This window comes from Bacteroides reticulotermitis JCM 10512 (genome assembly GCF_000517545.1).
GTDB lineage: Bacteria > Bacteroidota > Bacteroidia > Bacteroidales > Bacteroidaceae > Bacteroides > Bacteroides reticulotermitis.
The window spans coordinates 1-23,947 of record NZ_BAIV01000011.1 but is presented as its reverse complement, the minus strand read 5'-3'; the positions used below and the strand labels follow the sequence as shown (position 1 = coordinate 23,947).

Genomic DNA, 23,947 nt, shown 5'->3' with positions numbered 1-23,947 from the left:
GGTTGAATTCCAGCCGCTAAAATAGGGCTTTTCCGCTGTTTGTTAAATAGAAAGATGTACAGATACCTAGAATATTGTGTCGAAAGAGGTAAATATCAGTAGAAGTGTACAGAACTACATGGAAATGTTGATTAATCCATCCTACTTGGCTTCGGTATGTCTAGCGGATGACATATATTTGCGAAATCAACTTTTTAATCTTAAAGTGAACCATGAAAGTATTGTTTGCCTGGATGGCTCTAAACCTCTGTTCGTTGTTTTCTGTTTGGGGCGGCGAAACGGCCTACCTCTTTTCTTATTTCATCAACGATAGTAAAGACGGCTTGCATTTAGCTTATAGTTATGACGGTTTGACATGGACTCCTTTGAATGGTGGAAAGTCTTATTTGACACCTGCTGTGGGGAAGGATAAACTCATGCGTGACCCCAGTATTTGTCAGTCTCCCGATGGAACTTTCCACATGGTGTGGACATCCAGTTGGACAGACCGCATTATTGGATATGCTTCTTCCCGCGACCTGATTCATTGGAGCGAACAGCAGGCTATTCCCGTTATGATGCACGAGCCTGCCGCGCACAACTGTTGGGCTCCCGAACTTTACTATGACGAGCCGACGCAAACCTATTATATCTTTTGGGCAACAACCATTCCCGGCCGTCATAAGAAGGTGGCTACCAGTGAGAGTGAGAAAGCTGAATCATCGGATGTATTATGTTACGACTAAAGACTTCCAGACCTTTTCAAAGACAAAGATGTTCTTCAATCCGGATTTCAGTGTGATTGACGCTGCCATTGCGAAGGTGCCCGGACAAGATGAACTGCTTATGGTTGTCAAGAATGAAAACTCCAACCCACCTGAAAAGAATATACGTGTTACACGTACGCAGTCTTTGCTGAAAGGTTTCCCGACTAAGGTTTCCGAACCGATTACGGGTAATTACTGGGCGGAGGGGCCGGCTCCTCTTTTTGTAGGTAATACGCTTTATGTCTATTTCGATAAATACCGTGAACATCGTTACGGAGCGGTTCGCTCGTTGGATTATGGACAAACGTGGGAGGACGTGTCCGAACAAGTCTCTTTCCCGCGAGGAGTTCGCCACGGTACTGCTTTTACCGTAGATGCCTCGGTGGTAGACGCTTTGATAGCCAATCGCAGCTATAACCCGTTGATCCCCGATAATCTGGCCGATCCGTCGGTCTCTAAATTCGGAGATACTTACTATTTATATGGAACGACCGACCTTGATTATGGGCTCGGACGTGCCGGCACACCAGTGGTCTGGAAGTCGAAAGATTTTGTGAATTGGAGTTTTGAAGGTTCGCATATCCGTGGAATCGATTGGACGAAAGGATATGCGTATGTAAATGATAAAGGTGAAAAGAAAGAAGGATATTTCCGGTATTGGGCCCCCGGGAAAGTTATTGAGAAACAGGGACAGTTTTACTTGTATGTTACATTTGTGAAACCGGACGAAAAGATGGGTACTTATGCACTAGTATCCGATCGTCCGGAGGGCCCTTTTCACTTTGCTGAGGGGAAAGGTATTTTTCCTCCGGGATCGGAAGAGGTTGATAGCCCCGCTGTTGTGCCGGATATTGACGGAGACCCGTTTGTCGACGAAGATGGTTCGGCTTATATATTTTGGCGGCGGCGAAACGCAGCACGCCTTACATCGGATTGGCTTCATGTCGAAGGGGAAACGGTTAATCTGAAAACTGCCCGGCAAGGCTATTCAGAGGGACCGGCTATGTTTAAACGCAAAGGGATCTATTATTATATCTATACGCTGAGCGGCCATCAGAATTATGCCAATGCATATATGATGAGTACCGAATCACCTTTGGCTGGGTTTGTCAAACCTGAGGGGAATGATATTTTTCTGTTCTCCGCACCTCAGAATCAAGTATGGGGACCGGGACACGGAAATGTTTTCTACGACGAAAAGACCGACGACTATATCTTCCTCTATCTGGAATATGGTGATGGAGGAACTACTCGGCAGGTATATGCCAACCGTATGGAATTCAATGCAGATGGAACGATTCGGACACTTGTGCCTGATTTACGGGGAGTCGGCTACTTGGCCAAACCGCAGGAGCAACGCCCTAATTTGGCTTTGCAAGCTCACTTCTATGCATCTAGCGAAAAAGAGCCACGCACTTCTACGGTGAGTATCGAAACCCAACCCAACCAACCTTTGGCGGACAAAGGATCGGTGAAATCCTATACCCGGACACATACTTATCAGGCAGCCCATGTTGCCGATGAATCGAATGGTACTCGTTGGATAGCGGCTGAGTCGGATAGCAGTCCGTACATCATAGCGGATCTGAAAAAGGTATGTAATCTGGAAGAATGTCAATTCTACTTTACCCGCCCTACCGAAGGGCATACGTGGCGGTTAGAGAAATCGGTCGACGGTAAGCGATGGGAGAGTTGTGCTGAACAGGGTAAACTACAAGTACGTTCGCCTCATGTGGCAACCGGTATCGGAGAAGCCCGTTACCTCCGTCTGCACATCCGTCGGGGAGATCCCGGCTTGTGGGAGTGGAAAATCTTTGAAACGGCAAAATAGAATAATTAGCGGAATATATTAAAGGTAAAAGATGATGAGAAGGAAATTAATCGGTTTGATTTGTGCCTCTTTGCTGGCACTTTCGGCAGGAGCACAGCCCTCCTCTTGGTTTAATGACAAAGACTTAACGCTGACAGGGGTTTATTATTATCCCGAACACTGGGACGAGAGTCAATGGGAACGTGATTTCAAACAAATGCACGAGATGGGTTTCGAGTTTACGCATTTCGCCGAGTTTGCCTGGGCGCAGTTGGAACCCGAAGAAGGTCGCTATGACTTTGCCTGGTTGATCGTGCGGTAGCTTTGGCAGCCAAATATGATTTAAAGGTTGTTATGTGTACATCGACGGCTACTCCTCCCGTATGGTTGAGTCGGAAATATCCGGAAATTTTATTGAAGAATGAAGATGGTACGGTGCATGATCACGGTGCCCGCCAACACGCTTCATTCGCTTCGCCACTCTATCGCGAACTTTCCTATAAAATGATTGAGAAGCTAGCGCAACACTACGGTAACGATTCGCGTATCATCGGTTGGCAGTTGGATAATGAGCCGGCTGTACAGTTCGATTATAATCCGAAGGCGGAACTCGCTTTCCGTGATTTTCTACGGACCAAATATCAAAACAACATTAAACAACTGAACGATGCTTGGGGTACAGCTTTCTGGAGTGAGGCTTATTCCTCTTTCGATGAAATCACATTGCCTAAGCGCGTGCAAATGTTTATGAATCATCACCAAATACTCGATTATCGTCGTTTTGCTGCTCAGCAGACCAATGATTTCATGAATGAGCAATGCTTGCTGATTCGAAAGCATGTCAAGAACCAGTGGATCACCACCAATTACATTCCCAATTATGAAGAGGGACATATCGGAGGAAGCCTGACTCTTGACTTTCAGAGTTATACCCGTTACATGGTTTATGGCGATAATGAGGGAATCGGACGCCGCGGCTACCGGGTAGGCAATCCACTTCGGATCGCATTGGCTAATGACTTTTTCCGTCCCATTCAGGCACATACGGGGTCATGGAACTGCAACCGGGGCAAGTGAACTGGGGAAGCATCAATCCGCAGCCGTTACCGGGTGCTGTTCGTCTTTGGATGTGGAGCGTATTTGCCGGAGGAGGAGATTTTATCTGCACGTATCGCTATCGTCAGCCTCTGTATGGAACGGAGCAGTACCACTACGGCATTGTAGGTACGGATGGGGTGACTGTAACCCCCGGTGGAAGAGAATATGAGACTTTTATCAAAGAGATCCGGGAACTGCGTAAACACTATTCGCCTCGCGAAACGAAACCTGTCGACTACCTGGCTCGACGTACGGCCATCCTCTTTAATCATGAGAACTCGTGGAGCATCGAGCGTCAGAAGCAGAATCGTACTTGGGACACATTCGCGCATGTTGAAAAATACTACCGTACACTGAAGTCTTTCGGTGCACCGGTTGATTTTATATCGGAAGCTAAACAACTGTCGGACTATCCGGTGGTGATTGTACCCGCTTATCAATTGGCCGATCCGGCATTGGTTAGTCAGTGGACGGAGTATGTGAAGAATGGCGGTAACCTGATTCTGACGTGCCGCACAGCGCATAAAGACCGTTATGGTCGCTTACCCGAGATTCCTTTTGGGGAGATGCTTACTCCGCTAACCGGTAACCGGATGGATTTCTTTGATTTGCTGCTGCCCGAGAATCCGGGTAAAGTGATGATGAATAGCCAAGCGTATAGTTGGAATACTTGGGGCGAAGTGTTGATCCCCGCTTCCGATGCGCAGGTTTGGGCAACCTATGCCGATGAGTATTATGCCGGAAAGCCTGCCGTTACCTTCCGCAAGCTAGGCAAAGGTACGGTAACCTATGTCGGTGTAGACACGCATGATGGTGCGTTGGAGAAAGATTTATTGAAGCAGTTATATGCTCAGTTACAAATTCCGGTAATGGATTTGCCGTATGGCGTAACGCTGGAGTACCGGAACGGGTTGGGTATTGTGCTCAACTATTCGGATCGTCCTTATACATTCGCATTGCCTCAAGGGGCTAAGGCTTTGGTAGGATCTACGGAGATTCCGACCGCAGGCGTATTGGTTTTTTCATTCAAGAAATAGGTATAAACTAAATAGATAGACAAAAGATGAGAATTTTTCTACTGTGGATAGCGGTATGCGCTTCTTTACAACTGGTTGCACAAGAGAAATTTCCCGATGGGACTCCTGTTCCCGAGTGGTTTAAAAACAACGAACAGGTTAAGGTTGCTACACTGGGGAAACCGTATCGCTTGACAGATTACGGAGTGATTAACGACAGTACGGTGTTGCAGACTGAAAAGATTCAGGAAGTGATTGATCTGGCTGCCTCCAATGGGGGTGGAGTTCTGGTTGTTCCTTCGGGTACTTTCCTGAGTGGCTCTCTGTTTTTCAAACCCGGTACCCATCTGCACATTGAAGCCAATGGCGTTTTGAAGGGTAGCGACGACATCAGCCATTTTCCGGTGGTGCTGACTCGTATGGAAGGACAGACGCTGAAATACTTTGCTGCTTTGGTTAATGCCGATGGATTGGATGGCTTTACCATTTCGGGAGCGGGTACGATTAACGGTAACGGATTGCGCTATTGGAAATCTTTCTGGTTGCGCAGAGAAGTGAACCCCGGTTGCACGAATATGGACGAACAGCGTCCCCGGTTGGTTTATCTCTCTAATTGTAAGAATGTGCAGCTGGAAGGTGTCCGGTTAATGAATTCTCCTTTCTGGACTACTCACCTCTACAAGTGTGAGCATGTAAAACTGCTGAATCTGCATATTTCCTCCCCTAAAGCTCCGGTGAAAGCTCCCAGCACGGATGCGATCGATCTGGATGCTTGTCGGAATATCCTGATTAAAAACTGTTATATGTCTGTCAACGACGATGCGGTTGCTTTGAAAGGCGGTAAAGGCCCTTGCTGATCGTGATTCGAACAATGGAGCCAACGAAAATATTATCATTGAAGATTGCCAATATGGCTTCTGTCACAGTGCACTGACATTCGGCAGCGAATCCATTCACAGCCGCAATATTATATTCAGACGTGGCAAACTCGATCAGGCAAGAAACCTGCTTTGGCTGAAGATGCGTCCCGATACGCCACAGATTTACGAGTATATCTTGGTGGAAGATATGCAAGGAAATGCGAACAACTGCCTGTTGATTAAGCCGTGGACTCAGTTCTTCGACATGAAAGACCGGAAAACGATTCCGCCGTCCTCCTCCCGCCACGTGACCATGCGTAACATTCAACTGGAGTGCGAGGTATTTTTCAACGTAGAGAAATCGAATCAATACCGCTTGACTGATTTTGTTTTTGAGAATATGCAGATTCAGGCCAAAGACGGAAAGGTCGATAAAAGTATAATTAATCCGTTTACCATCAAAAATGTGACGGTCAACGATCAAAAGTTGAAACCTTGAGAAGTTGAAGCTTTTCTTCTCCTTCATATCGACTTGTACCGAGAACTGTTCATCGTAAACATCAAATAAACTGTTATTCAATGGCTAAATTTACATCTGTCCCTTTATCGACTTGGCTTTTGGGCTTGGTTTTGAGTGGCTGTAGCCTGTGCCATGCGCAGGAAATAACGATCGGGGAGATACCCGAACGATCGAAGTCTACTTTTCAGTTGGGAACTGCTGTTAATCCGCAAGGCCGGACGCTGCTGTGCGATTCTAAAAGTATACTGATGGATGGTAAACCGGTTGTGCCGGTTATGGGAGAGATACATTACACCCGTTGCGATGAAAAAGAATGGAGGCGGGAACTGCTTAAAATGAAGGCAGGAGGAGTGACGATTGTCGCTACTTATGTTTTCTGGATACATCACGAAGAGATAGCAGGCCGGTATGATTGGAACGGAAGGCGGGATCTGCGGAAGTTCGTTGAAATCTGTAAGGAGTTGGATTTGCCTGTCGTGCTGCGTATCGGTCCGTTTTGTCACGGAGAAGTGCGCAATGGCGGCTTACCGGATTGGTTGGTCGATGGCTCTTACAAAGTGCGTTCTACAGATGCGAAGTTTCTGGATAAGGTGCAGGAATGGTATTCGGCCATCTATGCCCAGGTCAAAGGCTTGATGTGGAAAGACGGCGGGCCTGTTGTTGGCGTACAGCTAGACAATGAATACCGGGGGCGTTGGGATTATCTGAAAGGCTTGAAAGATATAGCTCACCGGATTGGCTTTGATGTTCCGCTGTACACCCGTACCGGGTGGCCGACGTTGACAAGCCCGGCTACTTTCGGCGAAATACTACCCTTGTATGGAGATTATGCCGATGGCTTTTGGGACCGTTCCATGAAGGATATGCCGGGCGATTACGCACAAGCATTTGTTTTCCGTCCGTCACGCCTTTCAACCGTAATTGCCACCGAGCAAATACCCAATCAAACAGGTAAGGAAGATGCAGCCGATTTGGCGTACCCTTATTTTACGTGCGAGTTAGGTGGTGGTATGATGTCCAGTTACCATCGGCGCATTCACATCGATCCGTTAGATATTCACGCGCTGGCTATCGTGAAAGTCGGTAGCGGAAGCAATCTGCCGGGATATTATATGTATCATGGCGGTACAAACCCAACAGGGATACAGCATACGTTGAATGAGAAACAAGATAGCCCGGCTACGAATTCCAATGATATGCCGGCGGTTACCTATGACTTTCAGGCTCCTTTGGGAGAGTTCGGACAAGTGAACGAACAGTATCACTGGCTAAGAAGGCTGCACCTGTTTCTGGCAGACTTCGGTGCGGAACTTTCCGGCATGGACGCTGCCTTTCCGATGGATGGAATTACCGACGGCAAAGGCGAAGACAAACTTCGTTGGGCTGTGCGCAGCGATGGACAGAGTGGGTATGTGTTTGTGAACAACTACCAACGCATGCGTCCGCTGTCGGATAAAAAGGATGTTCGCTTTACGCTGCATTTGCCTAAGGAAACCTTGAGCTTTCCGCAGCAAGCAATGACAATTCCGGCGGGACAATCCTGCTTTTTCTCTTTTCAACTGCCAATTGGTGGCCTAACACTGAAATATGCTACGGCACAACCCTTGGCAAAGATCGAACATGAAGGCATAGTGACGCTTTTCCTAGCGGAAGTCAAAGGCGTTCCGGTGGAGCTGATGCTTTCGGCGGATGTAACCGTGGATTCTTCCCTTCCGTTTGAAAGGACAGCCGAAGGTGTGTTGTTCAAGGGACTTCGTCCCGGAAAAGATTGTGTGATCCGCACAAAGACATCTACGGGACAGCGCGTGCACATAGTCGTACTGGATGAGGCTACTTCTTTGAAAAGCTATAAAATACAAACGAATCAGCAGGAATATCTGGTGATCACTTCGGGCAGTCTGATTCATTGGAACGATGAATTCAGCTTCGAGCAATGGGGAGAGTCGGCATTTGATTGGCGTATTTATCCCGCAGCATCTTTCACGCAGAATGGAAAGAAGATACGTTCAAAGGCCGATGGCGTGTTTTCCCGTTTTCAAGTGAGTAAACCACTCACACCGGTAGCTGCGAAGCTAACCAAGTTGCGTGATGGTGGGGCATTGCGTACGGTGGGTATGGGACAACGAGGAGTTGCCGAACAACCGTCGGACAATGATTTTGCACAAGCAGCCGCGTGGCGTATCGATGGGGTGAATGCCCTGAAAGATCCGTCGAACTATTTCCTGAAGGTAACTTATGAAGGAGATGTAGCCCATGTTTATTCCGACGGACAGCTGGTGGAAGATAATTTCTACAACGGCAAGCCGATGTATGTGCGTGCTACGAGTCTGCTAGGGACGAAGAATGCCCTGGAAATCCTTCCGTTGGGTAAGGATTATCCCATTTATTTCCATGCGGCTGTTCGTGATAAACTGTCAGAAGCAGGCAGGCTGTTGCAACTGAGTAAAGCGGAATGGTAGAACGGAATATGCTGAATGTCCGCTTGTTGACCCCGTAGGCGTTCTAAATAAGAAAAGAGACTTCTCAGATAGCGGCGTATTGCGATTTTAACAGGGAATTGTTGCGATATGTCTATGTGGTGTACAACGCTTACTGTTGAAAGCGTGTATGCGGGGACTTAACTGTACCTCATGTACCGTTTTTTAGGCAGGATTAGGTCTGAAGAGCGTACAATTCTATATAACGTACGGAATTCCATGTTCGGTTGCGCTCTGTTGCCTTATCTTTGGGGTACTTAAATCATTCTATCAAATAACAGATTATGATGAAAAAACTTTTCTTGAAAAATGGCTTGGTTGTTGCTCTTTATCTACTGGCAACCTCATTTACTCCGGCGCCGGGCAGTTATACAACCGTGAAGGTGAGAGCACCTTTTCCCATGCAACCTATTAAAGTATTTGTGTATCCCGATCAGGATTTTCCAATTACGGCCTATGGAGCAGTCCTCGGAGGAAACGTTGATAATACGAAAGCCATTGCTGCGGCTGTCGATGCCTGCCATGAAGCCGGAGGCGGACGCGTTGTTGTTCCGGCAGGTGAATGGCTGACCGGTCCGGTTCATCTTAAGAGTAATGTAAACCTGCATCTGGCAGCAAACGCGATCTTGCGTTTTACGGATAAGCCCGAAGCCTACCTACCGCTGTTATGACTTCGTGGGAAGGAATGGAGTGTTACAACTACTCTCCATTGGTATACGCTTTTAAATGTGAGAACGTGGCGATAACCGGTAAAGGGATGCTGAAACCGGATATGAATACATGGAAGGTTTGGTTCAAACGCCCGCAACCTCATTTGAACGCGCTTAAAGAACTCTATACCAAGCTTCGACCGATGTGCCGGTAATTGAACGGCAAATGGCTGTAGGCGAGAATAACCTGCGTCCACATCTGATTCACTTCAATCGTTGCAAGAATGTGATGCTGGATGGATTCCAAATTCGGGAAAGCCCCTTTTGGACTATCCATTTATATATGTGTGACGGAGGAATCACACGCAACCTCGATGTAAGGGCGCATGGACATAATAACGATGGAATCGACTTGGAAATGAGCCGCAATTTCTTAGTAGAAGATTGTACGTTCGACCAGGGAGATGATGCGGTAGTAATTAAAGCGGGCAGAAACCGGGATGCTTGGCGTTTGAATACGCCTTGCGAAAACATCGTGATTCGTAACTGTCGCATCTTGAAAGGTCATACTCTGCTGGGCATCGGAAGTGAAATGTCCGGCGGTATTCGAAATATCTATATGCATGATTGTGTGGCTCCGCAATCTGTGACGCGGCTTTTCTTTCTGAAGACCAATCACCGTCGCGGTGGATTCATCGAGAATATCTATATGAAGAATGTGCAAGCCAAAAGTGTACAGAATGTGTTCGAAATCGATACTGACGTGCTGTATCAGTGGAAAGATTTGGTGCCTACCTACGAGGAACGTATTACCCGTATCGAAGGCATTTATATGGAGCAGGTCTCTTGTGAGTCGGCGGATGCTGTCTATGAACTGAAGGGGGACGCACGGTTGCCTATTCGGAAGGTACAACTTAAAAACATACGGGTGGATCACGTGAAGAAGTTTGGGAAGAAAGCCGCTCATGTGGAGCAGTTGACAGAGAAGAATGTTGTTTTCCGGTTGGATCAAAAGCAATAAAGCATGAAGCATTTAAGTCTTTGGTTGTGGATTGTCTGCCTATGCATCGGTTTGCAAAGTCGGGCGCAGTCTGTAGAGAATCATGCGGACGATGAGTTCCGAGGAAAACGAATCGGTGTTATCGGCGACAGTTATGTGAAGAATCATAAAGAACCGGTTGCCTATACTTGGCACTATAAGTTCGCGCAGAAACATGGCATGGAATATTTCAATTACGGGAGAAACGGGAATAGCATAGCTACTCCAGTCCTCGGTGGGGAGAAGCCATATATGTACGCTATCGGGAGATGGCTGATAGCTCGATTATGTACTGGTTATCGCCGGGCACAACGATGCGTTCAAATTGGATTCTATCGGAGGAATCGAACCCTTTAAAAATAAGATGGAAGTCTTGTGCAAAGGCTTATCGAAAAGTATCCGACTGCTAAAATATTCTTCTTCACACGGTGGACGTGCAAGGACTTTGTGGGAAGCGATTCGGAGAAAGTGGTGGACGCCATGCTTGAGGTCTGTGGCAGATACAGCATTCCGATTCTGGATTGTGCCCGGAAAGGAGGGATCTATGCCGAAAGCGATGCGTTCCGGGCAATCTACTTTCAAAAGAGTAAGAATAATACCGATACCGCTCACCTGAATGCCAAGGGGCACGATCGCTTTCTGAAAGTGGCTGAAAACTTTATCCGGCTATACTAATTCTGCTTTTAAAAAGTCTCCGGTGTTTTTCATTCAAACGCCCAGGGCAGATGACCAAATGCCCTGGGCAAATGATTCAAATGCCCTGGGCTTTCGTTCAAATGCCGAGGGCATTTCATTCACTACTTGCTTTCTCAACGAGATACTTCCTTAGACTATTCAGAAGATTCACTCACTCACTCGTTTTAGGTAACCTGAATACTTAGCCATAATAGGCTGAATCTAGGGGATTCTATATGCATCGAGATATCTGATAGCTATGGGATAAAACGAAAGCTGATTTGTATCTAAACTGACGAAAAAATCGAATTCTATTTTGCCTTTCAGGTTTCAGTTTTAGAGGTAATGTGTTGTTATCTAGCACTTTTTGCCTGAAAGCAAGGACTGAAAGGAAACTCTTTGCTTTCAGCCATCTCTTGTTGTTATAAATTGAATTATCTATGGCTTTGGTAGGAATGTGTTCTTGTCAGAGATGTTTTTTTCTGTGTAAATTCGGTTGTTTCTTAAAGTAGCTTATAAACTGAAAGGGCTGAAAGCTATAATAGGGGGTTTCTTTCAGTGTTGTAAGTTGTATATCAGCTTATTATGTGAAAGCTGAAGGGCTGAAGGCAAAAAGTAAACATTGTGTCGGAAATAGGATGTATTCTTCTGTTATGTGGAGTATTTTCTATCTAAAAGTACGATAATCCATGGTGAAAGCGGCTGCGCAGATCTATCTTTGATCTGATTATTTATTAACCAATAAAAGTTAACCAAAGTATGAAACACTTACGCTATTTGTCCGCCATGGCTTTGGCGGCTCTCGTTTTGGCATGTACGGATGAAGCCATGCCGACTCCTTCGGGTGGAACCGACGCTGTTGATCCCGGTGAGAATACAGAAGCAATTGTGCCCACTACTATTTCCCGCGCTATGTGGGTCAGTTACGATCCTGCTCCTCGATCGACCAAAGGACACACATCCGGATTTAAATCGGCACTTATTAGTTGGAGATTATTACGTACCGATCCGTCTACTATTGCGTTTGATATTTATAAGCGTGAGAACGGAGGGAGTGAGGTCAAGTTGAATACCAGCCCGATTAGCCATGCTACTTGTTGGTCGGATGCGAATGTGAACGCAACCGTAACCAATATATACCGCGTTACCCAGTCGGGATCTAATGAAACGCTTTGTGAATACGAGTTCACAGCCGAAATGGCCAAAACTTTCCATCGGGCGATTCGGCTGAATGCCACCGTTCCCAATGCCGCTCTCGTTTACGAGGCAAACGATGCGCAGGTGGGCGATGTGGATGGTGACGGAGAGATGGAAATCATCTTGAAGCGTCAGCCCTATGACGGAGCTAATCAGGGAGGTTGGCGAGAAGGGACTACGCTGCTGGAAGCTTATAAATTGGACGGTACTTTCCTTTGGCAGATCGATATGGGGGTTAATATCCGGTCCGGATCGCACTATACCTCTTTCGTAGTCTATGATTTTAATGGAGATGGCAAATGCGAAGTCGCTCTCCGTACTTCTGAGGGAACACGCTTTGGCGATGGCAAACAGATAACGGATGCCAGTGGGAAAGTGAATGACTATCGCCTGACTGATCCAAATGGGAAAGGGTGGTATTCGGGGAGATCGCTCTATTCTACAGCAGGCCTCATCTTTGACGGTCCTGAATATATATCTGTAGTCAACGGGGCAACCGGAGCTGAGATAAGCCGCACAAACAACATTCCTCGGGGCGGTACGGGAACGAACTGGGAACGTGCTAAGTATTGGCATGAGTATTGGGGGATGATTACGGCAACCGAATGGATCGTTTCTTTATCGGAGTGGCTTATCTGGATGGGGTACCTCGCGATGGCGTACGGACGGCTAACCCCAGCCTGATTATAACTCGTGGAATTTATAAGAACTGGCAAGTATGGGCACTCGATCTCAACGGATCGGAACTGACTAAACGTTGGGCATTTGATACGAATAGTGGCACGAACACAGTTGCTCAATCGATGGGATCGCATAGCTTCCGGGTAGCTGACCTGAACGGAGACGGATACGATGAAATCTTATACGGTTCTGCGGCAATCAGCCATACCGGTAAACTGCTTTATTGTACGAAGAACGGACATGGAGACGCACTTCATGTGGGGAAATTTGCTCCGTCACGTCCGGGCTTGCAGATTGTCGCTTGCTTCGAGGAGCAGAATAATTATGCGGTAAGTGGGCAAGGCTATGGCTGTACAGTGATGGATGCGGCCACCGGACAATTCTTGTTCGGACATGGAGCGGGGAATAGCGGTGATGTGGGCAGATGCCTGGTGGCCGACATTGATCCGGAAAGTCCGGGATGCGAATATTGGTCTTCGCTGGGAACGGGTGTATATAGTTGCGAAACCGGTGCACTGGTGAGTACCGTAATGCCTACTTATAAAGGAGGAGGCAATAGTTACAATAATGCAGTTTACTGGACTGGTTCTCTCACCCGCCAGATGCTGGATGATGTCATGATACAGAGTTATAAGCCATCGGCTCCCTGGCATCCGGAACTGAATAACTGGACACGTGTGCTCACTTTCTCATACTATGGTGGCGGAGTTTCTTCCAACAACAGTTCGAAGTCAAATCCTTGTTATTACGGTGACTTCCTAGGCGATTATCGCGAAGAGGTGATATACCGGAGCAGTGACAACGCTTCTATTTATCTATTTTCAACCAATCACCCGACCGAGCACCGGTTTGTACAGTTGATGGATGACCATACATACGATATGTCTCAAGCTTTGCAGAATATCGGATACAACCAACCGACCCATTTGGGTTATTATATCGGCGAGTAAACTGTACTTATGAATAGAATCCCCCTGCTGTCAGTCTGTAACAGCAGGGGGATTTTGGTTGGTATAGCTTGAATGTTTCAGGCTTTTCGGCGTTATTCACTATTCAAAGGCAAGGAGTAGTGTTGCAAAACTGTCTGAAAAGGCCAACGACTAAAGAGTTAAGCGCAATTGGCTGCATCTGAAACCTGAGCGGATCATTGAATGAAGATCTGCTATTACTTTAGGTTGGTTAATAGCCGAAAGCCAGTTGTTTGCTTTATTTCAGGTATTGCTTTAACGGACAATCCGACTCCTTCAGTCCCTCGGTAATGCTTTGCGCATTCAGCTGGGCTCCTTTGAAGGAGGTGTGCGTGTGGTCGGTATTGTAGAAGGCGGCTGTTTTCTTTGCGCCTTTCTTTTGCAACTTATCGGCCGACAGTTTATTCAGGTCGATGAAGTAAGCTCCTGTAGATTCGGCCGTTTCGCGGGTCCATTTGCCATATGAATCGGTATTCCGCTCTATTTGTCCGTCTTTCCATTTGTTGCGCGGTGTGTGGCTCAGTACAATTGGAATTGCCCCCTTTTCCTGAACGTCCAAGATGAACTTGCGGAGGTATCCACCAAAGGTATAGATCACTTGATACTTTCCTGTCGGCTCCATTAGGAAGACTTTGCTTTCTCCTCCCGAACCGTGCAGTTCTCCCCGCGCCTTGCCGACATTGATATCGCCGCCGTCGTTGTGCCCAAACTGGATAAGTACAAAATCACCGGGCTGAAGCGCATTGTACACTTTATCCCAACGTCCTTCGTCCAGAAAAGTACGGGCGCTACGTCCGGCCATGGCACAGTTTTCAACCGATATTTTATTTGGATCGAATAAATCGGCAATGACGCTGCCCCATCCCCACATACCGTTCTTGTCGTCATCTTTGTTCTTGACCGTGCTGTCGCCAACTGTGAATAGCACGGGACGACCTTCTTGTCGGCTCGAACCGGTCTCGGTATCTGATACTAATGGCTTTAGATAATTGGACAATTCTAGGCCCTGATACGTACGAATGCCTTCAGCGGCAGACTCTGCATTTACTTTGGCTCCGAACGCACTGGTATGGATACGGTCGATGTAGAACATATATTTCACCTTCTCCTTTCCGAACTGTTCAAACTTGCGAGCTGTGATGTCATTCAGATCGATGAAAGGGACACTTTGCTCCTCTGCTACCTGTTTAGCCCATAGACCGAATGTCTGGTTAACACGGGTGACGATTGTACTATCCTGATCCTGCCATGCATTGCGGGGAGTCAAGGAAAATAGAATAGGGTGCCCTCCTTTTTGCTTTACGTCCCGGATAAAACGACGCATATATTCTCCGTAGGTGTATACGGTTTCTTTGGCTCCGGTCTCTTTAATCGTAACTTCCAGCTGTCTTTGCCAATGCCCGGAATAGAAGCCCGCGCGCGTCCGCTGTCATAAGGACCGTTATCATTATGTCCCAATTCGATAATCACCCAGTCGCCCGGACGAACGCCTTTAACTACATCCGGCCAAAGACGGTTGTAGAACGTGCGGCTACTTGTTCCCCCTAGCGCATGGTTTTCGACCGTTATTCTATTGTTATCGAAGAACTCTTCCGCATAATATCCCCAACCCCATTGACCATTATTGCCATTTCCCAACGTTCCGGTACGCATGGTTGAATTGCCAACCAGAAACAGAACCGGATTATTTCCCTTGCGGCTGGAACCGGCAGCAGGTCTTACTGTGCGAGTCTGGTTTAAACTGTCCAGTGTATTGTCAATCACTTGATTTACATCTTCCATCGGTGCAGCCACTTTATCCTGCGCCGTTGCCGACAGGCTAAAAGCAATAGCAGCCAGCCAGCATAAATGATGAACTAAATGGTATTTCATTCTTTCTTTATTTTTTAGTTGTAAAATACATCTTTAATTGTGACGTAGTGATCTGTGCTTCCGTACACGGTCTTACTTTTATCCGTCCAGGTGGTATGCTCGCCAAGTACTTCGATAGTCAGCGTATATTGACCCGAGGGTAGTAGCGGACTTAAGAACTTGAGCGAAGCGTTTTCGTATTTGCTATAGAAATCGACGGTCGTATCGATTATCACTTTATTGCGTTTGTCTCTAATTGTCACTTTGGCATAGCTGCTTTTATTATTGGCTAGTCCATCGATTCCCACCTGTCGGCCGTTGAAAGTATATGAGACTGTCGCTCCTTGAGCTTTCGATGTAAGATGGTTGCCGGTGGTTTTCCATTCACCTTTGCGAACTACGTTCTTCAAAGAGGTGTTTTTGCGGTTGATTGCAATAGGCGTGTATGGATTCGTTGATGAACCCGGACGCCAGCTTTCATGAAATTGAGGAATAGACATTTCATCACCTGTCAAGGTAACCGGTTGCCAAACATAGGTTGCGGCCGAACCTTGCTTGGGATACGACCAGCGGTCTCCCATATACATATATAGCGTATCTGTCTGGTTAATAATAGGCAGGAAAAAAGACGATTGAGAGTTCCAGGTTAATGTTCCGGTAGGAGCGACCAATCCTTTCTCCGTCCAGGGGCCTTCTAAGGAGGTAGCGGTGAGGTAGTAATTGTCATTCCGCTCCCAGCTTGTTTTGCGTGAGAACATCCAGAAATAACGTCCGCCTTGTTTGAGTATGGCGGGTGATTCTCCTCCGGAAGTCGCATGGCCGACAACTTGTAGTTTTACCGATCGGTAATCTGCGTTTAACTCATAAATAAATCCTTCGTGGGTGAGTAGATAACCCGTACCGTCGCTATCTTGAAAAGCGCCCAAGTCCCATTTCTTCAAATAGTTGCCATCATGAAGGAGCTCACCTTGAAACTGATAATCTCCATTGATTGTTTGGCAAGTAGCGTACCCCACGTGCGGATCTTTATACCGTAAATCATCGGTGTGCATATACATCACGTACTCACCTGTTGCGGGACACTTCATCACTTTGATCCGTTCGCCTACCCGGTTGGGTCCTAACAGTCCATCGGGCTGTACTTTCAATACCATGTTCTCAAATCTCCAATTCATTAAATCGGTTGATGAGTAGCAGCTGAATCCGATGAAGGCATTGCTTGTGTCGGTGTGATATTCTCCAAACAGATAGTAACGATCGCCTTCTTTAAGTATGCAGGCGCCATGAGCGTTAACTTCTTTGTTGTTTTGGTCGAACCAAGATATACCGCTATAGATCGCTTCGTATCTGTTTGCGGTATTTTGTGCCTCTAGCAAACCAGTATTTAGGAAACTCAGCAAGAGAAGCAGTGTGAAGAGATAAAGAGCGTTTTTCATGATAGGATGATCCAGTTAATAGATAAGTGATAAAAGAAAAATCGTTTTGCAGGGAGTGACACGTCTTGAATAAGAAAATTCCATTGGCTAAAATTGTTTTAGCCAATGGATATACCTGAGGTGCCATGAAATGCGTGAGAAACCGCCGCTTATTTTAATTTATAAACTTCCGTTCCCGCCAGCAAGAAGCATCCTACTCCGTAGTCTTCAAAGTCTGGTACGCTGGTGTAGGTTACCGGTTGGCTGTCTTTGGGCTCTTTGCCGGTTCCCTGCACATAGCCCAGAAAACCATTTGGATGAACAGCCTCCTTGGTCATCGCATTCCATGCTTTGAGTAAGATGGGCAAGTATTCTTTTCGGTCGAGCAGTCCGTTACGAACTCCCCACGCCATGCCATAAACAAACAGCGCGGTACCCGATGTCTCTTTGCCTCCGAAATTACTTTCGTCGTGCAAGCTCACATTCCAGAAGCCATCTTTACGTTGACATTGCTTGAGCGCCTTGCTCATGGTCAGGAAATCATTGATGTAGTCCTGGCGATGCACTTCTGTTGCCGGAATTTCGTTCAAAACCCGTACGAGTGCCGCGTAAACCCATCCGTTTCCTCTCGACCAGTAACAATTCTTCCCGTTCGGTTCTTTATAAGGAGGGTCGAAGTCATGATCGCGCCACCATAATCCTTCCTTTGCATTGTACATACCGCTTCGCCATGCGTATTACGGGTGTAGGAATACAAGTCCCACATCTTGTCGTAGTACTTTTGCTCTCCCGACATTTTACCCAGTTTGGCGTAAATCGGCATAGCCATCTGAATAGCGTCCACCCACCACCAGTCGTTTACTTGCGGCGTGTTAACCACCATATCGATACTGGCTTTAATGTTGCGTAGCATACCCGGATCGGATGGGCATAAATTATATAAGTCTATATACACCTGTCCGCAGCATTGATCATCTGCATTTCGGGTCGTATTGCCGTTGCGCATTCCCCATTTGTGGTAAGCGGCCCAGTCGTATGTATATCGGTAGTAATCTTCGCGCGGATAAATGCCATACAATGCCATTAGTCCTTCGTAATAGACGCCGCGAGTCCATATGTTGCTGGGGCGGATATTATCGCGAAAGGATGGGAGTGTATAGTCTGCATGTTTCTTCATAAAGTAATCGTTTACTTTAATCAGTGATTGTAAAGTCTCTTTTTGTTCAGGTAATGCTTGTGCCTGAACTTCCTGCTTAGATAGGCTGCATGCTAAAACGGCCGTACAGAATAGAATTGATAATTTCTTCATGGATTCGTATTTCTTTTTAATATTCTTATCGTTCTGAATATTCTCCCGATTGAGGTGTTTCTTACATCTGCAAAAATAGGGCGAATATGAAAACCTGTAAATGGAATATCATCCATATTTATGTGATTTTATCCATTCTAAGGCTTCTCTTCGGACTTGGTAACTAATCGGTGACCGGATAAATGTGAAAACAGGTTGCAAAGAATGGAGAACCCAAAACATTGCAACCTGTCTTCTTTTATTCGAGATGCGTCTCAATATGACGCGAATCTTATTCGTTTAATAACCCGGATTCTGCCATTTATCCTTTTGTTCTTTGGATAAGTTAGAACCGTCTTCGTTTAATAACCCATCAATAAATGATTGTGGAATAGGACGAAGTTCGTGCTTGCTGGCTTTGATATTTGTACTGGCTTCTGTGTTAAACACTTTAGCTCGTTTGATCAGAGTTCCCGTACGTGACAGCGTTTCCCAACGTTGCCATTCGCCTAATAACTCACGAGAACGTTCGTTCAGAATGAAGTTTAAAGCACGTTCGTACTCTCCTGAAACGCCCAATGAGGAAATGATTGCTTCATCTTCGGCTGGGAGATTATTTGGGAATGCTGTTAAAGTCAGGTCTGAAGCTGCTGTAGTAACTGCTACTCCTGGATTCGACAGATAATAAGTGTTCATGTTAAGATTCGAATTTGTATAATTCGTTGCCGAGGTACCGGTGTTTAATGAATTGCTTTCAAAAGCTTGCGATCCATCTGAGTAGAATGAACGGTTCTCTCCATTCTTCCACTGAGCACGTTTACGAACGACATTGATGTCTTTCATTGCATTGGCGTAATCGTTGAGACGAACATAGCACTCTGCTCTTACAAGGAATGTTTCTGCCAGACGAGCCATAGTCACGTCGCGGTGGGCATCTCCCTTTTCTGCTGTACGCGAACCGTCATCAGTTTTGTTGATACCTGCAAAGAAATTACAAATCGGTTGGTTCTTAAATTGAGGTGCAACATACTGGCTGTTCTGATAAAGAACAAGTGAGTTGGGAACCATTTGCCTTTTTGTGTGGTCAAGTCGCCTGAATTAGGTTTCTGACGAGAACCGCTTTTCCATTCGGCTAAGCGACCATTATCGTCTTTCCATGTTGGATTTTGAATGAAGCAACCGAAAGTGTACTGGTCGTAGGTATGGTCGTTCTTGGTATTCAGAATCATTACAATCGCAGGGTCTCCCAAGTTAATGTCTTTCGTTTTATCTTGAACGTTATTGGTTCCAAAAACAGTTCGGAATGTTTTCCACATACGGGCATCGTTTACGTGATCGAATACCGCATAAGCATATTCGGTTGGGCGACAACGCTGGAAATCCATACCACCAATCCAGACACCGCGTTTCACCCATCCACCGGAGAAACTTGAAAATTGCGGATTGAAATAGTTATAAGTACGGTTGCCGAAGCGTCCTACGGTGGTAGCGTCTGCATTATTACCTGCTGCCATTAGAATCTCATCAAGTTGCTCGTTGGCACAGTCTACTCCGGTCCAGTTTGCGTAAAGATCGCTGTAGTTGTCTGTCAACTTTCCTCCACGAGCTGTAATCGCATAGCTACATGCTTCGATTGCTTCGTTCATGTCGTTCTTAACATCAGCGCTGGTACGTGTTGTTCCATCTTTCGTGAATTGAGCCGTGCATCGCTCTGAACTACGGAAAAGTAAGGCTTTTGCCAAGAAGTGGGCTGCAGTAGCTTTGGTCCATGTAATTCCCTTACCATATGTAAATACTTCACCTTCAAAGAGGTTGTACGCTTGGCGAAGGTCTGATACGATCTGTTCCCAACATGCTTCTTCTGTTGCACGTGTGAGGCTACGGATTACACCTTGTGCTGGTTCTGTTTGAAGTACAACGCCACCGTATTGTGCAGTTAAGCGATAATAGTTGTAGCCACGTAAGAAGTAAGCGTGTGCCAGACAGCGGTTGCGTACTTGTACGTCCGATATTTTATCTGCCTTGGCAATAATCGTGTTACAAGAAGCTATTCCATAGTACATTTGATCCCAAAGAGCACCAGGGGCTGTACAGTTACCATTTGCAGCACCTAAAGCGGTAGTCGCATGAATCGGGCCAAAACGATTATCGTATGTATTCCAACATTCGTTAGTCAGGTCATTGGCATTTGTAAATTCATCCGTGCCGTAGAGAGTTAAGCCGTAGGCCCATTCATAGCCGAAATGCCAACGAATGTTTCCGTAAAGAGATCTGGCTAACGCTTCGAGTCCTTCAGGAGTTTCAAAATAATCTGTCGAATATTTGGTGTCTAAATTCTCGTCAAGGAAGTCACTTGAGCAAGAGGCGAATGTTATGCTAGCTAGCACTAGCATGGCAATTCCTATATTTTTAATCTTTTTCATATGTATATTCTTTTATTGTTATGATTGGTTCTGCTTAGAAGCCGATTTCAATGCCGAAAACAAAGCTACGATTGTAGTAAGTTGCATTTACGTCGAGATCATACCAACTTATGGATTGATAAATGCTGAACGGATTTACTGCTTGTGCGTATACTTTCAGATTACCAATACCAGCCTTTGCGCATATGTTCTTAGGTATATTGTAACCCAAAGAGATGTTGCGCACTTTAAGAAACGATGCGTCTTTGAAACCGAGAAGTCCGGAGAAATCATCACCTGATCCTGATGTGGCTTGTCCTAGAATAGGCTTTTGGAATTCAGCACCTGGGTTATTGGGTGTCCAATAGCTTACCTCGTGTTGGTTGGAGTGCGCAGTCAATGCTTCACCACCCAAAGAGGCTGTGTAGCCCATGCGCCCGTACAGGCTTATGCCCAAATCAATTCCTTTATAGTTGAAGTTATTACTCCATCCCATAGTCCAACGTGGGTCTTTGTTGCCAAGTACTACACGGTCATTGACATCCATTGTATAATTACCATCCTGATCTTTAGGACGAACATTACCCGGAGTAAACTTATAGCCATTGGCGTTCCATTTTTCCATTTCTGCCCGATCTTCCGGAGTATCTTGCCAAATACCGGCGTTCGCATAACCGTAATATACATTAATGGATTTACCGATAAACCAAGCATTGTCAACCATGTCATTTTTACCGTATGCCAATTCGTCTATCTTATCTTTTTGCCATGCGAGATTAAAGTTGGAATCCCAAGAGAAATCTCTGAGTTGCACAGGAATCAGATTTAGGGTTAGTTCCACACCGTGATTACTGGTCTTACCTACGTTAGCGTAAGTTGACGGGAAACCTGTTAAAGTCGGTATGGTCATATTCATTAATAAGTTTTTAGTGCGCGACACATAGGTATCGATGCTACCGCTGATTCGGTTATTTAGAAATCCAAAATCAATACCTAAGTTGTATTGAGTCGTTTTCTCCCATCCGAGTTTAGTGTTGGCCATTACTAATTGATCTTTCATATAATAAGGCTCATTCGTGGTATAACCAATCTGGTTGCTCATTCCATTAAAAGGAAGATAAATGGAGGTAATGTCACCTTTGGTTGCGTAAGGAGATACAGCTGCATTACCTGTTGTTCCGAAACCAAGACGGAGTTTCAGGTTACTAATCCATGATACATCTTTCAAGAAGCTTTCTTGATTGATACGCCATGCAAGGGCAGCGGAAGGGAAGAAATCCCATTTGTGGCCTTCGGAAAGCTGTGAAGCTCCATCCCAACGTCCGGATACGGTCAGTAGATAACGTTCGTCGAAACCATAATTCAAACGAACCATATACGAGGTGAGCTGACGCTCTGTTAAGCCCGAACCCATTCCCGCTTTATTATCTTTGTTCAGGATGTCAACACTTCCAAAAGCATTCCATAGATAAGAAGGCTTAGCAATATTATTGGCATTCATCGAAGACTCCTCTATATTCCATGATGATGCTGTTTGAAGCAAAGTTACGCCTACCTTATGTTTTTCCACAAAAGTGCGATCGTAAGTAATCATGTTATCTAGTGTCCATGAGAAGTCGCGGCGATTCTTTAGTCGGGCGTAGTTAACACCTTCAGTACCGTCCGAATTAACTTTAAGCGCAGATGTTCCATCAATATAAACCCCTTCTCTCCAATTGCGGTAGTCGGGGCCGAAGTTTATTTTATAACGTAATCCATTCAACGGTTTCCACATTTCGCCAAAATTAAGAGTGGCGGAGAAGTTTCCTAGTGCACGTAACGATTGCGACTGTTGGGTACTTTTGTCCCATTCATTCATGATTGTATAAATGGTGCTTTCACCTCCCGGGTTAATGACAAGGTTGCCATTGTCATCGTAGGGAACGGCGAAGTTATAGATACTTTTAGCTACTTGATAGATAGCATCAGGAGCCGTACCACTCCGTGCACCTAAAGTCGACATTCCATAATCTTGCTCACTCCACGATACATTCATCGAACCGTTCATTGTAAACCATGGAGTTGGGTTGATATTAACGCTAAGCTTAGCTGTATAGCGTTCATACCATTGGCCCTTTTGCGTCCCTTTGTTACTAAGATAACCAAACGAACCATACGCATTCAATTTATCTGTACCGCCACTTGCACTTAATGTATGCTCGTGTGAGAGGCTTGTTTGAGTAACGTAATCTGTCCAGTCTGTATTAGCTACTCTGGAAGGATCCCAGCTACCACCGGCCCATCCTTTCATTACATTATTCAAGGACGTCTGTCCGTCCAATGTACTGTCGAAAATCAGCTTATCGTTTTCCATTGTAGGAGAATCAGGATGTGCATATTGAGTAGGATCAAGATTGTATGCTGCCCAACGCCGGAAATTAACAAACTCCGAAGAACTCATAGAGGGGGATTTGTCAACAATGTCGGATACCGTAACCGTACCCGCATAGTTGAGGCTGAATGATCCAGATTTTCCTTGCTTAGTTGTAACGAGAATAACACCGTTAGCACCACGTGATCCATAAATAGCAGTAGCTGAAGCGTCTTTTAAGATATCAATCGATTCGATATCACGCGGATTCAGCGTTTCAATAGCCGATGCCGACATTAAGGGAACACCATCTACTACATATAGCGGACCATTTTCTGCACTAATGGAGCGGTTACCGCGGATGCGGATGTCACCGATAGTACCCGGGCGTTCGCTAGTTGTGATGTCCACGCCGGCCGCTTTACCTTGCAAAGCTTCGAAAGCGTTATTTACCGGTCTTGCCGTCAGTTGTTCGGCACTAACGCTCGCCATAGCTCCTGTGATGTCACTTTTCTTTTGTACACCATAGCCCACTACGACAATTTCATCCAGTACCTTGGTGTCTTCCTGCAAGGTGATGACAACGTTTGTTTTGCCGGCTACTGACACTGATTGAGTGGAGTAGCCAACAAAGCTAACTTGTAAAGTGGCATTATTCGGTACATTAGAAAGTCTAAATTTACCATCGAAATCAGTGATAGTGCCATTGGTAGTGCCTTTAACTACTACGCTAGCACCAATTACAGCTTCTTTATTCGAATCAAAGACGCTGCCAGAGATTACCTTGTTTTGTGCAGAGGCTCCTATGGCTAATGTAGATAATAAAGTAATAAAAAAGATTTGCCGGACCGTGTCCGTCCAGCCAAATAGACATAAAAACTTGTTGTTTTTCATACTTTAAACT

At 45.9% G+C, this 23,947-nt stretch carries 7 protein-coding genes and 7 pseudogenes; 8 read left to right on the top strand and 6 right to left on the bottom strand.

Annotation, left to right across the window (positions count from 1 at the left end):
- Positions 1–212 precede the first annotated feature (212 nt).
- From JCM10512_RS21315 to JCM10512_RS08260, 8 genes and pseudogenes are all read left to right on the top strand, one after another.
- Positions 213–2,577: pseudogene (locus JCM10512_RS21315) on the top strand (family 43 glycosylhydrolase).
- A 31-nt stretch (positions 2,578–2,608) separates the two neighbouring features.
- Positions 2,609–4,691: pseudogene (locus JCM10512_RS08285) on the top strand (beta-galactosidase).
- A gap of 26 nt (positions 4,692–4,717) precedes the next feature.
- Positions 4,718–6,029: pseudogene (locus JCM10512_RS08280) on the top strand (rhamnogalacturonidase).
- 80 nt (positions 6,030–6,109) lie between these two features.
- A complete protein-coding gene (locus tag JCM10512_RS08275; RefSeq protein WP_052517150.1) occupies positions 6,110–8,509 on the top strand; it encodes a beta-galactosidase in 2,400 nt (799 codons plus the stop codon).
- A 305-nt stretch (positions 8,510–8,814) separates the two neighbouring features.
- Positions 8,815–10,198 (top strand): annotated as a pseudogene (locus JCM10512_RS08270) (alpha-d-galacturonidase).
- A 3-nt stretch (positions 10,199–10,201) separates the two neighbouring features.
- Positions 10,202–10,573: a hypothetical protein gene (locus JCM10512_RS23615; protein WP_244437021.1), complete on the top strand. Its 372-nt coding sequence runs from the start codon at positions 10,202–10,204 to the stop codon at positions 10,571–10,573.
- A gap of 18 nt (positions 10,574–10,591) precedes the next feature.
- Positions 10,592–10,891, top strand: coding sequence for an SGNH/GDSL hydrolase family protein (locus tag JCM10512_RS23610; RefSeq protein WP_244437019.1), 300 nt, complete (start codon positions 10,592–10,594; stop codon positions 10,889–10,891).
- 759 nt (positions 10,892–11,650) lie between these two features.
- A pseudogene (locus tag JCM10512_RS08260) lies at positions 11,651–13,719 on the top strand (rhamnogalacturonan lyase family protein).
- Between the two features lie 256 nt (positions 13,720–13,975).
- On the opposite strand, the pseudogene JCM10512_RS08255 reads toward JCM10512_RS08260, so the two are convergent.
- The 6 genes and pseudogenes from JCM10512_RS08255 to JCM10512_RS08230 form a co-directional block, all read right to left on the bottom strand.
- A pseudogene (locus tag JCM10512_RS08255) lies at positions 13,976–15,609 on the bottom strand (rhamnogalacturonan acetylesterase).
- A gap of 14 nt (positions 15,610–15,623) precedes the next feature.
- Positions 15,624–17,024 carry a family 43 glycosylhydrolase gene (locus tag JCM10512_RS08250; RefSeq protein WP_052517149.1) on the bottom strand — a complete coding sequence of 467 codons (1,401 nt, stop codon included), beginning with the start codon at positions 17,022–17,024 and terminating at the stop codon, positions 15,624–15,626.
- A gap of 149 nt (positions 17,025–17,173) precedes the next feature.
- Positions 17,174–18,312, bottom strand: a pseudogene (locus JCM10512_RS08245) (glycoside hydrolase family 88/105 protein).
- 279 nt (positions 18,313–18,591) lie between these two features.
- Positions 18,592–19,206, bottom strand: coding sequence for a RagB/SusD family nutrient uptake outer membrane protein (locus tag JCM10512_RS24565; protein WP_500778524.1), 615 nt, complete (start codon positions 19,204–19,206; stop codon positions 18,592–18,594).
- A gap of 2 nt (positions 19,207–19,208) precedes the next feature.
- Positions 19,209–20,714: a RagB/SusD family nutrient uptake outer membrane protein gene (locus tag JCM10512_RS21310; RefSeq protein WP_200869098.1), complete on the bottom strand. Its 1,506-nt coding sequence runs from the start codon at positions 20,712–20,714 to the stop codon at positions 19,209–19,211.
- A 34-nt stretch (positions 20,715–20,748) separates the two neighbouring features.
- Entirely contained in the window at positions 20,749–23,937 is a 3,189-nt protein-coding gene (locus tag JCM10512_RS08230) for a SusC/RagA family TonB-linked outer membrane protein (protein ID WP_044162139.1), read from the bottom strand.
- Positions 23,938–23,947 lie beyond the last annotated feature (10 nt).

What these genes read in the sequence shown, in the direction of transcription:
- JCM10512_RS08275 (WP_052517150.1), top strand. Translation starts at nt 6,110, where the DNA reads ATGGCTAAATTTACATCTGTCCCTTTATCGACTTGGCTTTTGGGCTTG.
- JCM10512_RS23615 (WP_244437021.1), top strand. Translation starts at nt 10,202, where the DNA reads ATGAAGCATTTAAGTCTTTGGTTGTGGATTGTCTGCCTATGCATCGGT.
- JCM10512_RS08250 (WP_052517149.1), bottom strand. Translation starts at nt 17,024, where the DNA reads ATGAAAAACGCTCTTTATCTCTTCACACTGCTTCTCTTGCTGAGTTTC.
- JCM10512_RS24565 (WP_500778524.1), bottom strand. Translation starts at nt 19,206, where the DNA reads ATGGCTCGTCTGGCAGAAACATTCCTTGTAAGAGCAGAGTGCTATGTT.
- JCM10512_RS21310 (WP_200869098.1), bottom strand. Translation starts at nt 20,714, where the DNA reads ATGAAAAAGATTAAAAATATAGGAATTGCCATGCTAGTGCTAGCTAGC.
- JCM10512_RS08230 (WP_044162139.1), bottom strand. Translation starts at nt 23,937, where the DNA reads ATGAAAAACAACAAGTTTTTATGTCTATTTGGCTGGACGGACACGGTC.